Source organism: Ancylobacter vacuolatus, assembly GCF_030813595.1.
In the GTDB taxonomy this organism is placed as follows: domain Bacteria; phylum Pseudomonadota; class Alphaproteobacteria; order Rhizobiales; family Xanthobacteraceae; genus Ancylobacter; species Ancylobacter vacuolatus.
Window position 1 is genome coordinate 147,679 of record NZ_JAUSUH010000003.1, and the last position, 16,026, is coordinate 163,704.

Consider the following 16,026-nt stretch of genomic DNA (forward strand, 5'->3'; position numbering starts at 1 on the left):
GTGCGCTGCCGAAGGCGATTAAGCTCAGGCCAGACGTTCCGCGATGCGGGCCGCCGATTCAAGCGATTTTCCCGGCCCCAGCGCGGTGAAGGTCGGCCGGCCGCGCCCGATCAGCGCTTTTCCCGCCGCGCGGGCATCGTCCAGCGTCACCGCTTCCACCTTGGCGACGATTTCCTCCAGCGGGATCGGCCGCCCGAAGGCGAGCATCTGCCGCGCCAGCTGGTCCGCCCGGGCGCCGGAACTCTCCAGCGCCGCCAGCAGCCCCACCTTGGCCTGCGCCTTGGAGCGCGACAGCTCGGCCTCGGTCATGCTGTCGATGGTGGCGAGGATCTGGTCCACCGCGACATCGACCAGTTCGCCGACATCGCCGCCATCCGTGCCGGCATAGACGCCGAACAGGCCGGTATCGGCATAGCCCCAATGGAAGGAGTACACCGCGTAGCACAGGCCCCGCGCCTCGCGCACTTCCTGGAACAGCCGCGACGACATGCCCCCGCCCAGCACATTGGTGAACACCTGCAGCGCGTGGATGCCGGGGTCGCGATAGGAAAGCCCCGGCAGGCCAATGAGCAGATGCGCCTGCTCCAGCTCGCGCCCGCCACCAATCTCCACCCCACCCTCATAGCGCGCCGGGGCGGCCTCGGGCTTGTCGGCGGTGGGAAAGCTCGCCACGCGCTTGGCTGCCTCGGCCACCAGCGCCTCATGCTCGACCGCGCCCGCCGCCGCCACGATCATCTTCGGCGCGCGGTAATTGCGGTCGAGATAGGTGCGCAGCTTGTCCGGCCCGAAAGAGCGCACGCTTTCCGGCGTGCCGAGGATCGAGCGGCCGATCGGCTGGCCGGGAAAGGCCCGCTCCTGGAACAGGTCGAACACCAGGTCGTCCGGCGTGTCCAGCGCGGCGCCGATCTCCTGCTCGATCACATTGTGCTCGCGCGCGAGTTCTTCCGGGTCGAAGGCCGGCGCGGCGAGAATGTCGGACAGCACGTCGAGCGCCAGCGGCATGTCGGCGCCGAGCACCCGCGCATTGTAGGAGGTGTGCTCGACGCTGGTGGCGGCGTTGATGTCGCCGCCGACCGCCTCGATCTCCTCGGCGATGCCGCGCGCCGAGCGGCGGCGCGTACCCTTGAACGCCATATGCTCCAGCAGATGCGAGATGCCGTGCTCGTCGGCCGCCTCGTCGCGCGCCCCCGCCCCGACCCAGATGCCGAGCGAGGTGGTCGCCAGATGCGGCATGGAATCGGTGATGACGGTGATGCCGTTGTCGAGCGTGGTGATGCGCGGGCCGGCGGGAAGGTTCTTGGTCAAGCGAGCGTCTCCGAGGCCCGGGCATGCCGGGTGATATAGGCTTCGATCGCCGAGAGGTCGTTGGGCAGGGTCGGCAGCCGTTCCGGCCGCTCCATCAGGTCGGCCAGATGCGGCGGCAGCGCCGGGCGCTCGCCGCAGGCCCGCTGCACCGCGTCGGGGAACTTCGCGGGGTGGGCGGTGGCCAGCACCACCTGCGGCACATGCGGGTCATGGGCGACGCGCTCGGCCACCGACACCGCGACCGCCGTGTGCGGGTCGAGCAGATAGCCCGTCTCCGCCCGCACCCGGGCAATCGTTTCCGCCGTCTGCGCCTCGTCCGCCCGTCCGGCGTCGAAATCGGCCCGCAGCGCCTCCATCGACGCGCTCGGCGGCGAGAATGCCCCCGCCTGCGCCAGCGAGGCCATCAGCCCGCGCAGCGCGCCGGCGTCGCGGTCCAGCACCTCGAACAGCACCCGCTCGAAATTCGACGACACCTCGATGTCCATCGAGGGCGAAGAGGACGGGCGCACGCCCGTCACCTCATAGCGCCCGCTCTCCAGCGTGCGGGCGAGGATGTCGTTCACATTGGTCGCCACCACCAGCCGGTCGATGGGCAGGCCCATGCGCTTGGCGACATAGCCGGCGAGCACATCGCCGAAATTGCCGGTCGGCACCACGAAGGACATTTTGCGGTGCGGCGCGCCCAGCGCCACGCCGGCGACGAAATAATACACCACCTGCGAGACGATGCGGGCCCAGTTGATCGAGTTCACGCCCGCCAGCCGCTGCCGGTCGCGGAAGGCGTGATGGTTGAACATCGCCTTCACATGCGCCTGGCAGTCGTCGAACGTGCCCTCGATGGCGATGGCGTGGACATTGGCGTCCGGCACCGCCGTCATCTGCCGGCGCTGCACTTCGGAGACGCGCCCGGCGGGGTAGAGGATGAACACATCGGTGCGCGCCGAGCCGCGAAACGCCTCGATCGCCGCGCTGCCCGTATCGCCCGAGGTGGCGCCGACAATGGTGGCGTGCTGGTCGCGCGCGGCCAGCACATGGTCCATCATCCGCCCCAGCAGCTGCATCGCCACATCCTTGAAGGCGAGCGTCGGGCCGTGGAACAGCTCCAGCACGAAGCGGTTCGGCGCGATCTGCACCAGCGGCGTGGTGGCGGGGTGGCGGAAGCTGGCATAGGCCGCCTCCAGCATCGGCGCCAGCACGGCGGGCGTGAAGGCGGAATCGACGAAGGGCGCGATCACCCGCCCGGCCACCTCGGCATAGGAATGGCCCGCCAGCGCCGAAATCGCGGTCGGGGCCAGCACCGGAAAGGCCTCGGGCACATACAGGCCGCCATCGCGGGCGAGGCCGGCGAGCAGGGCATCGGAAAAGGCGAGCACGGGGGCCTCGCCGCGGGTCGAGATGTAGCGCACGCGCGCCTCCGCTGGAGAAAGTGGCCGCAAACTAGTGGCGGGGGAGGTCGGGCGCAAGCAAGCGCTTGCTCAAGCCCTCACCGCCGCCGGACCCGCCCCCAGGCATAGGCGGCGAACACGCCGAGCAGCGAGGCGGCCAGCCCGAACCAGGTCAGCGCATATTCGAGATGCCGGTTGGGAAAGGCGATCCGCGTCAGCCCGCCGCGCGGCAGCCCGCCCGGGTTGGCGCTCGCATCCGCATCGATGAGAAACGGCGCCACCCGCACCAGCCCCTTGGCGCTGGCGATGGCGTCGGGGTCGCGCACATACCAGCTGTCGGCGGCGGCATCATTGGCCGGGGTGAACAGCGCCGCCTCTTCCGGCAGGCGCAGCAGGCCGGTGACAGTGACGAGCCCGTCGACCTGCCCCTCAAGCCGGGTCGCGGGGTCCTTGCGCTCCAGCGGCACGAAGCCGCGATTGACCAGCACGAAGGCCCCGTCCGGCAGGCCGAGCGGCGTCACCACCCAATAGCCCGGCCCACCCGAGCCATCCGGCGCCTGGTCCACCAGCGCATAGACCTGCACTTCGAGGTCATGCCGGAACCGGCCCTGCGCCGTGACCCGGCGATATTCATCCTTGGCGAAGTCGATCTCGCCCCAATTGGCCTCCGGCGGCAGCGCCACCGGTGCCTGGTGGATCCGCGCATCGACCTGCGCGACGAGCGATTCCTTCCAGGCGAGTCGCTCCAGCTGCCAGAGGCCCAGCCCGACCAGCAGGGCGAACGCCACCAGCGCCGCGAGGGCGACCGGCAGCAGCCGGCGCCAGGAAGGGGCTTCCTCGCTCACGCATCCCCCTTGTCGAGCCGGCCTTCCTGCGCCCGCTTGGCATATTGCAGGGCGATCAGCGTCGCCTTCAGCGGCCGAAGCAGGCCGAGCGTGGAGAGCAGCACCAGCGGTGTCCACAACAGGGCATGCAGCCAGAAGGGCGGCTGCCAGGTCAGTTCGACCCACAGAGCGAGGCCGACCACCAGCGCGCCGGCGGCGAGGATGATGAACACCACCGGCCCATCGCCGGAATCGTCGAAGCTGTAGTCCAGCCCGCAGGCGGTGCAGGAGGGTGCCACGGTGAGGAAGCCGTTGAACAGCCGTCCCCGGCCGCAGCGCGGGCAGCGGCAGCCAAGGCCCGCCGCATAGGGCGAGACGCCGCTGTGGAAAGGTTGCAGGTCCATGGTCGGATTCCACTCCCGCGCGAGCCCGGCTCCATCAGGTGAAGCCCCGACCGGAGACGCCGCGATTCGTCGAAAACGAGCATGTTCCGATCGCGGAAGCCGGGCAACTTTCCCGATCGGAACAGGCCGATATGTCCTCACGCGCCGCCGGGGCAGAAGGGCGCGCCGCCGACGCCCGAGGAAGGTGGCGGCGCGGCCCGGCAACGCAAAAGGGGCGGCCGGAAGCCGCCCCTCGCAGAAATCGTCGGTCGGCTCAGTGCGGCGCGCCGGCACTGCCCCAGACATAGATGAAGGTGAACAGGAACAGCCACACCACGTCGACGAAGTGCCAGTACCAGGCGGCCGCCTCGAAGCCGAAATGATGCGTCGGGGTGAAATGCCCGGCATAGAGACGGCCTAGGCACACCGCCAGGAAGATGGTGCCGACGATGACGTGGAAGCCATGGAAGCCGGTCGCCATGAAGAAGGTGGCGCCATAGATGTTGCCGGAGAAGGCGAACTCGGCGTGGCTGTACTCGAAGCCCTGCAGCAGCGAGAAGATGAAGCCGAGGGCGACGGTCAGCCACAGGCCCCATTTGGCGCCCTGACGGTCGCCATGCACCAGGGCATGGTGCGCCCAGGTCAGCGTGGTGCCAGAGGTCAGCAGGATCAGCGTGTTGAGCAGCGGCAGGTGCCAGGGATCGAAGGTCTCGATGCCGGTCGGCGGCCAGACGCCGCCCGTCGCGGTGGCGCGGGCGAAGTTGATCTCCTCGCCGACAAACAGCGAGGCGTCGAAGAAGGCCCAGAACCAGGCAACGAAGAACATGACCTCGGAGGCGATGAACAGGATCATGCCGTAGCGCAGGTGAAGCTGCACCACCGGGGTGTGCGCGTGCTCGTGCTCACCCTCGCGGATGATGTCCCGCCACCACACGGCCATGGTGTAGATGACGCCGAGCAGGCCGACGATGAACACCAGCGAGGTCAGCTGGCCGTGCATCCAGAACACCGCGCCCACGGCCATGACGAAGGCGAAAACCGAAATGACGAACGGCCACGGGCTCGGATCGACGAGGTGGTAGTCGTGATGTTTGGCGTGGGCCTCGGCCATGGCGCTCTCCGTTCCGTCTCTGCTTGTCTAGCGGGCCGTCGGCGCGGCCGCAATGTAGCGTTCCGCCCGTTTAAAGGGGCGCCTTTCCGTCCTTCACCGCGCCGGCGGCGAGAGGGGCCGCCTTGGGGAAGAAGGTGTAGGAAAGGGTGATGGTCTTCACGCCGCGCATCTCCGGATCCTCGGCAAAGGCGGGATCGACGAAGAAGACGACGGGCATATCGAGCGTCTCGCCGGGCTGCAGCGTCTGGTCGGTGAAGCAGAAGCACTGCATCTTGGCGAAGTGGTAGCCGGACTGGCTGGGCGTGACATTGTAGGTCGCCGACGCCGTGACCGGCTGGGAACTGCGGTTGTGCACGCGGTAATAGGCGAGCTTGGTCTCGCCCACCTGCACCTCCACCGAGCGCTGCTCGGGGGTGAAGGTCCAGTCGAGGCCGGGGGCGGTGTTGGCGTCGAAGCGCACCTCCACCCTGCGCTCCAGCGCCGCGCCCGGCGCCGCCGCCGCCACCCGCGTGGCGCCGCCAAAGCCGGTGACCTGGCAGAACATCTGGTAGAGCGGCACGGCGGCAAAGGCGGCGCCGGTCATCACGGCAACGAAGGCGGCGCAGCTCAGCGCCACCGTGCGGTGGTTGCGCGCGCGACGCCGGGCCGCCTGCGCGGCGGCGGCATCGACCGGGTTTTCGCGTTCTGCGGCCATGGCACCCTCACAGCGGCCGGACAAGCACGGCCGGGCCGAGCTTGACGATGGTGACGACGTAGAACAGCACGCACAGCGCCGCCAGCACCACCGCGATGGCGATGGAGCGGGAGCGCCGGCTCCGCTTCTGCTCCTCGGTCAGCACCACGCCGTCGGGTGCCTCGCCGGGTTTCTTGTTGTCGTCGTTCATTCCAGCCCTCGCCGCCATGCGCTCACAGCCCGAAACCGGCCGGCGCGATCGCCTCGATGAGGAGAACCGCGAAGAGCAGGAAAAGATAAAGGATCGAGAAGCCGAACAGCCGCCGCGCCGCGACTTCCGCCGGGGCGCCCTCGCGCCGGCGATAGACCTGCACCGCCAAGAGCAGCATCAGCGCGCCTGAAATGCCCGAGACGAGGCCATAGCCGAGCCCGGCCATGCCGAGGAAGAAGGGCGACATCGCCAGCGGCACCAGCAGCAGCGTGTAGAGCAGGATCTGGCGGCGCGTCTCGGAAGGGCCAGCAACGACGGGCAGCATCGGCACGCCGGCGCGGGCGTAGTCGCCCGACTTGTAGAGCGCCAGCGCCCAGAAATGCGGCGGCGTCCAGAAGAAGATGATGAGGAAGAGCAGGACGCTCTCCAGCCCGATGCCGCCCGAGGCCGCCGCCCAGCCAACCATGGGCGGGAAGGCGCCGGCGGCGCCGCCGATGACGATGTTCTGCGGCGTCCAGCGCTTCAGCCACATCGTGTAGATGACGGCGTAGAAGAAGATGGTGAAGGCGAGCAGCGCGGCGGAGAGCGCATTGACCAGCAGGCCGAGCACCAGCACCGAGCCGACCGCGAGCGTGATGCCGAAGGCCAGCGCCTCGCCCGGCGTCACCCGGCCGGCGGGGATCGGGCGGCGGCGGGTGCGGGTCATCACCGCGTCGATATCGGCGTCCCACCACATGTTCAGCGCGCCCGAGGCGCCGGCACCGATGGCGATGCACAGCAGCGCGGTGAAGGCGATCACCGGGTGCACCTCGCCCGGCGCGCGGACGATGCCGACCAGCGCGGTGAAGATGACCAGCGACATGACCCGCGGCTTCAGCAGCGCGACATAGTCGGCCACCGAGGCATAGGACGGCGTGCCGGGGGCGCGCGGCTCGGTCGGGGTCAGGTCATATTCGCGCGAGGCGACGTCGCTCATCACTTCACTCCGGCGCGCCCATCGGGCGGCGCATTCCTTCCGGCGGGCCCGCCCAAGGGCGAACCATTTGCCGGCGACCGGCGGGCCGTTACCGGCTCCGCCCCTTTACGCGACCGGCGCGGAGAACCGCGCCGGGTTAGTCGATCACGGCGTGCGCCCGCTCACTTGATCTTCGGCAGCACGTCGAAATGGTGGTAGGGCGGCGGCGAGCTCAGCGTCCATTCCAGCGTGGTCGCGCCTTCACCCCACGGATTGGCGCCGGCCGGAACCTTGGCGGCGAACATCCGGTAGATGCCGAACAGGAACACCAGCACCGCGAAGCCGGAGATGTAGGAACCGATCGAGGAGACGAAGTTCCAGCCGGCGAAGGCGTCCGGATAGTCCGCATAGCGGCGCGGCATGCCGGCGAGGCCGAGGAAGTGCTGCGGGAAGAACACCAGGTTCACGCCGATGAAGGTCAGCCAGAAATGCACCTTGGCGATGCCTTCGCTGTACATGTAGCCGAACATCTTCGGCACCCAGTAGTACCAGCCGGCGAAGATGGCGAACACGGCGCCGAGCGACAGCACGTAGTGGAAATGCGCCACCACGTAATAGGTGTCGTGCAGCGAACGGTCGATGCCGGCATTGGAGAGCACGACGCCGGTGACGCCACCGACCGTGAACAGGAAGATGAAGCCGATCGCCCACAGCATGGGCACGCGCATCGAGATCGACCCGCCCCACATGGTGGCGATCCAGGAGAAGATCTTCACGCCCGTGGGCACCGCGATGATCATGGTCGCGGCGACGAAATAGGCCTGGGTCGAGGAGGACAGGCCCACCGTGTACATGTGGTGCGCCCACACCACGAAGCCGACCACGCCGATCGCCACCATCGCATAGGCCATGCCGAGATAGCCGAAGATCGGCTTGCGCGAGAAGGTCGAGACGATGTGCGAGACGATGCCGAAGCCGGGCAGGATCAGGATGTACACTTCCGGGTGGCCGAAGAACCAGAACAGGTGCTGGAACAGGATCGGGTCACCGCCGCCGGCCGGGTCGAAGAAGGTGGTGCCGAAATTGCGGTCCGTCAGCAGCATGGTGATGGCGCCGGCCAGAACCGGCAGCGACAGCAGCAGCAGGAACGCGGTCACCAGCTGCGACCAGGCGAAGAGCGGCATCTTGTGCAGCGTCATGCCCGGGGCGCGCATGTTGAGGATCGTCGTGATCAGGTTGATCGCGCCGAGGATCGAGGAGGCGCCGGCAATGTGCAGCGACAGGATCAGCAGGTCCATCGCCGGGCCGGGATGGCCGATCTTGCCCGACAGCGGCGGGTAGATGGTCCAGCCGCCGCCGAAGCCGGTCGAGCCGGCCGCGCCTTCGACGAACAGCGACATGATCGCCAGCCCGAAGGCGGGCGGCAGCAGCCAGAACGCCACGTTGTTGATGCGCGGGAAGGCGGTGTCCGGCGCGCCGATCATCAGCGGGATGAAGTAGTTGCCGAAGCCGCCGATCATCGCCGGCATCACCATGAAGAAGATCATGATGAGGCCGTGGCCGGTGGTGAACACGTTGAAGGTCTGCGGATCGGAGAAGATCTGCATCCCCGGTTCCTGCAGCTCCATACGGATGCCGATGGACAGGGCGCCGCCCACGATCCCCGCGATGATCGCGAAGATCAGGTACATCACACCGATGTCCTTGTTGTTGGTCGAATAGACCCAGCGCTTCCAACCCGTCGGATCGCCCGCGTGACCGGCTGCGTATGCCATGGAACCGTCCCTCATTCGCGCCTTTTCAGGCACTTAGAAACTTCAATGCGCCGAACCGGCACTCTCAGCGGGCAGCAACGCCCGCCACGTCGCCCTGCGCGACACGCGCCGGCGCCGGAGCCCCGGCGAATTCCTGCTTGGCCGTCTCCACCCAAGCCGCGAACTCGGCCTCGCTCACCACCCGGATGGCGATGGGCATGAAGGCGTGGTCCTTGCCGCAGAGCTCGGAGCACTGGCCGTAATAGATCCCCTCCTTGGTCGCCTGGAACCAGCTCTCGTTCAGCCGGCCCGGCAGGGCGTCGATCTTCACGCCGAAAGACGGAAGAGCGAAGGAGTGGATCACGTCGGCGGCCGTCACCTGGATGCGGACAATCTTGTTCACCGGCACGACCACGTCGTTGTCGACCGCGAGCAGGCGCGGCTGGCCGGGCTTGAGGTCCGCCTCCGGCACCATCAGGCTGTCGAAGCTGAAAGCGCCATTGTCGGGATATTCATAGGACCAGTACCATTGGTGGCCCGTCACCTTCACGGTGATGTCCGCCTTTGGCAGGTCCAGCTGCAGGAACAGCAGCCGGAAGGAGGGGATGGCGATCGCCACCAGGATCAGCACCGGAACCACCGTCCACGCCACCTCGATCATGGTGTGATGCGTCGTGCGGGAAGGCACCGGATTGGCCTTCTCGTTGAAGCGCACCATCACCACGACCAGCAGCGCCAGCACCAGCAGCACGACGGCGACGATGATGACGAGAAGGAAGAAGTGGAAGGAGTGGATGCTCTCCATGACCGGAGAGGCCGCCCCCTGAAGATTGATCTGCCAGGGCGAAGGCTGTCCCGTTCCCGCCAGAGCGGCCCCGGTAAAGGCCAGCGCCAGCATGCCGAGCACCCCACCGGCAAGACCGGCAGCCCGGCGTGCAGCGTTGCGGACCCACGAATTCATCGCGAACGTCACTCCCATCAGCTTCCCCGTGGCCCGGATGAAGCGATGGCGATCGCGTGTCGGGCCAGCGTGATTTGATCTTCATCAAACACAAAAAGGACACCTGAGCAACGCGCCAGGGGGGGTACCCTCCTGCGACATGACGTCGGGTGCCTGGAACCGTTCTATCTCCATGGGGCGATGGATTGCCGCATTCTTGACATTACGCTCGGGCTTGTACCGCCTCCTGCCCCGGGGGCGGTGGAAAAGGGCCCCACGCACGATTCGCCTTGTCCCCCGCCGCCGATTCTTTAGAAGACATAGCGAACGACACATTTCGGGAGACAGCCATGCCCGGCTTCGCGGCCCTCCGTTCCGCCATTGTCGCGGCGCTTGCCCTTGCGGCGCTGTTCGCCTCCCTCGACGGGGCGGCGGCGCAGGGCGTCGTGCGCTCGGTCCATGGCGAATGGCAGATCCGGTGCGACACCCCGCCCGGCGCCCAGTCCGAGCAATGCGTGCTGCTGCAGAGCGTGCAGGCCGATGACCGCCCGAATGTCGGTCTCACGGCCATCGTGCTGAAGATGCGCGACAGCGGCAAGTCGCTGCTGCGTGTGCTCGCGCCGCTCGGCGTGCTGCTTCCCTCCGGCCTCGGCCTCATCATCGACGACGCGCCCATCGGCAGCGTCGGCTTCGTGCGCTGCGTGCCCAATGGCTGCGTCGCCGAGGTGGAGATGGACGCCAAGCTGATGGAACGCCTGCGCAACGGCACCAAGGCGATCTTCGTCATCCGCGAGACACCCGAGCCGGACGAGGGCATCGGCATCCCGCTCAATCTCGCCGGGTTCGGCCAGGGCTACGACGCGCTCCCCTGAGGCGGCGCCGATGACCGTCGCCCCCGCGCACATGCCCCCTCCCCGCCTCGTCATCTTCGATATGGATGACGTGCTGCTGCGCTACGACGTCGAGGCCCGCCGCGCCGCCATGGGCGCTCTGGCGGGGCTTTCCGCCGCCGATGTCGAGCGGCTGGTCTGGGACAGCGGCATCGAGAGCGCCTCCGATCTCGGCCACCTCACGCCCGACGCCTATCTCGCCGTCATCGCGCAGGCGCTCGGCGTGCCGTTCGGCCATGCCGACTGGCTGCGCACCCGCGCCCTCGCCATGACGCTGGACCCCGCGGTGCTGGCGCTGGTGGACGAGGTGCGCGCACACACCCCCATCGCCCTGCTCACCAATAACGGCCACATCATGCGCGCGCATTTCGACGTGCTGGTGCCGGAGCTGCGGGCGCGGTTCGGCCCGGCCATGCATGTCGCCTGCGAGTTCGGGGCGAAGAAGCCGACGCCTTCCGTGTATAAAGGCATCGCCACGCTTTATGGCGTCGCGCCGCGCGAGGCGGTGATGATCGACGACAAGCCGGTCAATATCGCCGGCGCCCGTGAGGCCGGGCTGCGTGCCCACTGCTTCACCCGCGCGACGGAACTCGCGCACTTCCTGCGCGCGCACCATATGGTGGCCTGAAGCCTCCTCGCCGCGAGCCCTGTTCATCCATGCCCGAGCTGCCCGAAGTCGAAACCGTCCGGCGGGGCCTCGCCCCTCTTATGGAGGGGCGCCGCATTCTCGCGGCCGTGGCCCGGCGGCCGGATCTGCGCTGGCCGCTGCCCGAGCGCTTCGCCGAGCGGCTGACGGGCCGCACGCTGCGCCGGCTCGACCGGCGGGCGAAATATCTGATGGCGGATGTGGGACCGGACGCGAACGGCGTCGACGAGGTGCTGGTGATGCATCTGGGCATGTCCGGCTCCTTCCGCATCGAGCCCGACACCGGCCCGCCGGAAACGCCGGGCGACTTCCACATGCCGCGCTCGCGCCTCGCCGCCCATGACCATGTGGTGCTGCGCATGGAGGGCGGCGCCGACGGCAGCGCGACGGGCCGGACCGGCGGGGTGGAGATCGTCTATAATGACCCGCGCCGCTTCGGCGCCATGTTCCTGCTGCCGCGCGAGGGGCTGGCGGCGCACCCGCTGTTCCGTGACATCGGGCCCGAGCCGCTGGGCCCCGACTTCACCCCCGAGGCGCTGGCCCGCGCCCTCGCCGGACGGCGCACGCCGCTGAAGGCGGCGCTGCTCGACCAGAAGGTCGTCGCCGGGCTGGGCAATATTTATGTGTGCGAGGCGCTGCACCGCGCCGGCCTCTCGCCGGAACGTGCGGCCTCTACCCTCACTGCACCGACTGGTCACCCCACTGCACTGATCGTCCAGCTGGTCGAGACCATCCGAACGGTACTGGAGGAGGCCATCGAGGCCGGCGGCTCGACCCTGCGCGACCATGCCCAGGTGGATGGTACCCTCGGTTATTTCCAGCACACCTTCCGGGTCTATGACCGCGAGGGCGGCGCCTGCACCAGCCCCGGCTGCCGGGGAACCATCGCCCGGCTTGTGCAAAGCGGGCGCTCGACCTTCTATTGTGCCGCCTGCCAGCGCTAGGAGCCGCCCCATGTCCTACGAGACCATCCTCGTCGAAACCCACCGGCGCGTGGGGGTGATCACCCTCAACCGCCCGAAGGCCCTGAACGCCCTCAACGCCGCGCTGATCGACGAGCTCGGCCGGGCGCTGGACGGCTTCGAGCGCGATTCCGACATTGGCTGCATCGTCCTCACCGGCTCCGAGCGGGCCTTCGCCGCGGGCGCTGATATCAAGGAAATGCAGGGACTTAGCTTTCCCTCAACCTATGTCGACGACTTCATCACCTCCTGGGAGCGGCTCTCGCGCTGCCGCAAGCCGGTGGTCGCCGCGGTCGCCGGCTACGCGCTCGGCGGCGGCTGCGAGATCGCCATGATGTGCGACATCCTCCTCGCCGCCGACAATGCCCGCTTCGGCCAGCCGGAGATCCAGCTCGGCATCATTCCGGGGGCCGGCGGCTCGCAGAGGCTCACAAGGGCGGTGGGCAAGGCCAAGGCGATGGAGATGATCCTCACCGGCCGCACCCTCACCGCCGAGGAAGCCGACCGCTACGGCCTGGTCTCGCGCGTGGTGCCGCTGGCCGAGCTGAAGGCCGAGGCGATGAAGGTCGCCGACACCATCGCCGACCTGTCGCTGCCCTCGGTGATGATGGCCAAGGAGAGCGTGAACCGCGCCTTCGAGTCCTCACTGTCCGAAGGAATCCGATTCGAACGCCGCCTCTTCCAAACTTTGTTCGCCACAGCCGACCAAAAAGAAGGAATGGCCGCCTTCGCCGCCAAGCGTGGCGCCTCTTTTACCAACAATTAACCATTGCCGGGGCGACCGCCCGCGCCTTGCATATTGACGCGGCGGCGCCCCCCGACTATAAGCCCGCCACTCACGCGGAGCTCCTCCGGGCTAGCTCCGCTTAATCATTTGCAACCGACATTTCGGCAAGGCGCGGTACGCGGCGTCCTTGCGAAGATGAAGAGGATGGCCGATGGCCAATACGCCCTCCGCCAAAAAGGCGGCTCGCAAGATTGAGCGCCGGACCGAGGTCAACAAGAACCGCCGTTCGCGGATGCGCACCTTTGTGCGCAAAGTCGAGGAGGCTCTTGCCTCCGGCGACAAGGACGCGGCGGGTGCTGCGTTCAAGAGCGCCGAGCCGGAAATCATGCGCGCCGCCCAGAAGGGCGTGCTGCCCAAGAACACTGCCTCGCGCAAGGTTTCGCGCCTGGCGCAGCGTCTGGCCAAGCTTAGCGCCTGAACACGCTGCCTGAGGGCAGGCCTCGCAGCCGCGCCTGAACACGACAATCGAGAATGACGTCAAGCCCGGCCTCGTGCCGGGCTTTTCGCGTTTGCGAAGAGGCCGGCTTGGGCACGTCCGAACGCGGACGTCGGCGGCTAGGAGCCGCCCGCGACCGCCGTTGCATAAGTGTCACAGAGACGCCTTGCGGCCCGAACGGCTCGATCTAAAGAGGCGATGCTCCTTGACTCCGCCGGCACTCCCGAGCAGGGCAAAAGCTGTAAATTCGCCGTCAGATTGCGTGGCCATCGCGCAGATTTTTTCCTTTATTTTCATGCGCTTATGACCCACACGGGATAACCCCCCTCGAATCACCCCTTCCCAGCCCCCCCCTCCCCCCCACGGTGCAAAATTAGCTGCGGAAAGACCCGCCAATTTGCCCCGATGAATCTTGCAAGTGACTCAGAGATTTGCCGACTGATGGCTCTTTTTTGTGCGACCGAATCAGCGACGTGCGGCACCGGGATGCCACCCCTGCGACGCCTATGGCGTTGCACCGCAGGGGGGTGCTGTGTATGTTGTCTTCATCCGGCCCGGCCGGACACCTCAGCGAAAAGTTGAGTTTGGAACGGCTCATTGCAACGTGAGGAGGGTGGCGTGTGTTGTATTCATGACCCTACCCCCACAGGATTTGCTATCGCCTGGCGTCAAACGACATGTCTTCTGCGAAAGAAGATCTTGTCAGCGTAGTGCGTAGTGTTGCCAATTTTCAGTTGAATCATAACAATCTAAACTTTTGAGGGCGGCAATGATCTTGCCGTGAAGGGGCTTCTATGACCACGCAAATGAGCGCACGAGAGGGTGCGTGTCCAGATCGCTCCGCCGTTCCAACGGTGGATCGCGTCTGCGACGAGGAGATACGAAACCCTCAATTGAGCTGCGCTCCGCGTGAGCCACATACCTTGGAGCATTTGCCTATTGAGGCGCTGATGCGGGTCGTCTAATGACATCCCCCGCCGATTGACGGACGGCCGAGAGGCGTCGTCGTCCACTTCATTCACACTGATGAGCCTGCCGCCCGCTCGGTCGCGCCCGCGATCCGGCGTTGAGGCATGGCTCTCGTGTGTCCCAACAACCGCAAAAAAGCGCGGAGCCGATATGTTCAAAGATGGCATCGAACCCTCTGGCAAAGCCCAGTTTCCCGGCGTGGCGGCACGCGCTGGTGCGCGGGCAGGGCTAGACACGGACGCCCGCGAAGCTTGGGATCGCGTGCGACGTCGTCTGCGCGCCGAGGTCGGGGAAGAGGTGTATTCGAGCTGGTTCCCGCGCATCGAACTGGACGGAATCCATGACGGATTCGTGCGACTGTCAGTGCCCACCCGCTTCCTCAAGACATGGATTCAGCAGCACTATATAGAGCGTCTGGTTGCGCTCTGGCAGGAAGAGGGCTCCGCCGACCGTGTCGAACTGATCGTCCGCACGGCGGTGATGCGGGCGCCGGGCGCCGCACCGATGCCGGTGCGCACCGTGGTGACGCGAGCGCCTGCCCCTGTTGAGGCCGACGCCGCGACGCCCGTCTCGATCGCCATGGCGAACCCGGCGGAAGTGGCCAACGGGTCGCCGCTGGACCCCCGCCTCAATTTCACGACCTATCGCCTCGGCGATTCCAACCGCCTCGCCCACGCGGCGGCGCTGAAGGTCGCTCATGCGCCCTCCGGCAGCGGCCCTGTCTTTAACCCTCTGTATCTCCACGCGGCTGTCGGCCTTGGTAAGACGCACCTGCTGCAGGCCATTGCCGCCGATGGCGCCGATCATGGCCGGCGCGTCGTCTATCTCACGGCCGAACGCTTCATGTATGGCTTCGTCGCCGCGCTGAAGAGCCAGTCGTCGCTGGTCTTCAAGGAACAGCTGCGCGGGATCGACACGCTTGTCATCGACGACCTGCAGTTTTTGCAGGGCAAGAGCGTCCAGCAGGAATTCTGCCACACGCTCAATGCCCTGATGGATTCCGGCCGCCAGGTGGTGATCGCCGCCGATCGTCCGCCGGCCGAACTCGACGCGCTGGAGGAGCGGGTTCGCTCACGCCTCGCCGGCGGGCTCGTGGTCGAAATCGCGCCGCTGGATGACGAGCTGAAGCTCGAAATCCTTGCCGCCCGCATCGCCACGCTGTCGCAGCAGCACCCCGGCTTCGGCGTGCCGCCGGACGTGCTGAACTTCATCGCCCGCAATTGCGGCCAGAACGGGCGCGACCTCGACGGCGCGCTGAATCGCCTGCTGGCGCATAACCAGCTCACCTCGCGCGCCATCACCCTTGAGATGGCCGAGACGGCCGTGCGCGACCTGGTGCGCTCCAGCGAGCCCAAGCGCGTGCGGGTAGACGATATTCTGCGCGTCGTTGCCAAGCACTATAATGTCAGCCGCGCCGACATCCTCTCGCAGCGCCGCACCGCCAATGTGGTGAAGCCGCGCCAGATCGCGATGTACCTTGCGAAGATGCTGACCTTGCGCTCGCTGCCGGAGATCGGCCGGCGCTTCGGCGGGCGCGATCATACGACCGTGCTGCATGCCGTGCGCAAGATCGACGGCCTTGTTGGCACCGATCGCGTGCTGGCCGACGAAGTGGAAGCGCTGAAGCGGCTGGTCAACGAGGAATAGCGGAAAGCGCCGCACGGCGGCGCGCTCCCCACTATCCCCGCAGATTTCCCCATCATTCATGCGCACCCAAAGGGTGCGCCGCTTGCTTTGATAGGCCAGTGGCGGCAATGTCGTCGCCCCCGGCGGCGCAGCCGCGCCGCTGCCCGGG

General features: G+C 67.3%; 16 protein-coding genes. 6 read left to right on the forward strand and 10 right to left on the reverse strand.

From position 1 onward, the window contains the following. Positions 1-24: 24 nt before the first annotated feature. The 10 genes from J2S76_RS08535 to coxB form a co-directional block, all read right to left on the reverse strand. Positions 25-1,305, reverse strand: a complete 1,281-nt coding sequence (locus tag J2S76_RS08535) for a M16 family metallopeptidase (RefSeq protein ID WP_307059453.1) — start codon at positions 1,303-1,305, stop codon at positions 25-27. Beyond that, entirely contained in the window at positions 1,302-2,711 is a 1,410-nt protein-coding gene (gene thrC, locus J2S76_RS08540; protein ID WP_307059455.1) for a threonine synthase, read from the reverse strand. Before thrC ends, J2S76_RS08535 begins: the two co-directional genes overlap by 4 nt. 77 nt (positions 2,712-2,788) lie before the next feature. Then, positions 2,789-3,535, reverse strand: coding sequence for an SURF1 family protein (locus J2S76_RS08545; protein WP_307059457.1), 747 nt, complete (start codon positions 3,533-3,535; stop codon positions 2,789-2,791). After that, positions 3,532-3,918, reverse strand: coding sequence for a DUF983 domain-containing protein (locus J2S76_RS08550; RefSeq protein WP_018389782.1), 387 nt, complete (start codon positions 3,916-3,918; stop codon positions 3,532-3,534). The genes J2S76_RS08545 and J2S76_RS08550 overlap by 4 nt, the downstream gene beginning before the upstream one ends. 253 nt (positions 3,919-4,171) lie before the next feature. After that, entirely contained in the window at positions 4,172-5,008 is an 837-nt protein-coding gene (locus J2S76_RS08555) for a cytochrome c oxidase subunit 3 (RefSeq protein WP_307059459.1), read from the reverse strand. Positions 5,009-5,078: 70 nt separating this feature from the next. Continuing rightward, positions 5,079-5,702: a cytochrome c oxidase assembly protein gene (locus tag J2S76_RS08560; RefSeq protein WP_307059461.1), complete on the reverse strand. Its 624-nt coding sequence runs from the start codon at positions 5,700-5,702 to the stop codon at positions 5,079-5,081. A 7-nt stretch (positions 5,703-5,709) separates the two neighbouring features. Further along, on the reverse strand, positions 5,710-5,892 hold the full coding sequence (locus J2S76_RS08565) for a cytochrome c oxidase system small membrane protein (protein ID WP_307059464.1): 183 nt from the start codon (positions 5,890-5,892) through the stop codon (positions 5,710-5,712). A gap of 22 nt (positions 5,893-5,914) precedes the next feature. After that, positions 5,915-6,868 (reverse strand): heme o synthase, encoded by a 954-nt coding sequence (locus tag J2S76_RS08570; protein ID WP_307059467.1) that lies wholly within the window; start codon positions 6,866-6,868, stop codon positions 5,915-5,917. 161 nt (positions 6,869-7,029) lie between these two features. Then, the gene (gene ctaD, locus J2S76_RS08575) at positions 7,030-8,622 is read right to left on the reverse strand and encodes a cytochrome c oxidase subunit I (protein WP_307059469.1); all 1,593 of its coding nucleotides are present in this window, start codon (positions 8,620-8,622) and stop codon (positions 7,030-7,032) included. A gap of 64 nt (positions 8,623-8,686) precedes the next feature. Next, a complete protein-coding gene (gene coxB / locus J2S76_RS08580) occupies positions 8,687-9,580 on the reverse strand; it encodes a cytochrome c oxidase subunit II (RefSeq protein WP_370874716.1) in 894 nt (297 codons plus the stop codon). A gap of 311 nt (positions 9,581-9,891) precedes the next feature. On the opposite strand from coxB, the gene J2S76_RS08585 reads away from it, so the two are divergent. The 6 genes from J2S76_RS08585 to dnaA all read left to right on the forward strand — a co-directional run bounded on the left by J2S76_RS08585 (position 9,892) and on the right by dnaA (position 15,878). After that, positions 9,892-10,413: an invasion associated locus B family protein gene (locus tag J2S76_RS08585; protein WP_307059473.1), complete on the forward strand. Its 522-nt coding sequence runs from the start codon at positions 9,892-9,894 to the stop codon at positions 10,411-10,413. A 10-nt stretch (positions 10,414-10,423) separates the two neighbouring features. Then, complete coding sequence (locus J2S76_RS08590; RefSeq protein ID WP_307059475.1) at positions 10,424-11,059, forward strand: HAD-IA family hydrolase; 636 nt, start codon at positions 10,424-10,426, stop codon at positions 11,057-11,059. A 29-nt stretch (positions 11,060-11,088) separates the two neighbouring features. Then, positions 11,089-12,021, forward strand: a complete 933-nt coding sequence (gene mutM, locus J2S76_RS08595) for a bifunctional DNA-formamidopyrimidine glycosylase/DNA-(apurinic or apyrimidinic site) lyase (RefSeq protein WP_307059476.1) — start codon at positions 11,089-11,091, stop codon at positions 12,019-12,021. Between the two features lie 10 nt (positions 12,022-12,031). Next, positions 12,032-12,805: an enoyl-CoA hydratase gene (locus tag J2S76_RS08600; protein WP_307059479.1), complete on the forward strand. Its 774-nt coding sequence runs from the start codon at positions 12,032-12,034 to the stop codon at positions 12,803-12,805. Positions 12,806-12,977: 172 nt separating this feature from the next. Continuing rightward, entirely contained in the window at positions 12,978-13,244 is a 267-nt protein-coding gene (rpsT, locus tag J2S76_RS08605; protein WP_018389771.1) for a 30S ribosomal protein S20, read from the forward strand. Between the two features lie 1,137 nt (positions 13,245-14,381). Next, entirely contained in the window at positions 14,382-15,878 is a 1,497-nt protein-coding gene (gene dnaA / locus J2S76_RS08610; protein WP_307059482.1) for a chromosomal replication initiator protein DnaA, read from the forward strand. Positions 15,879-16,026: the final 148 nt, after the last annotated feature.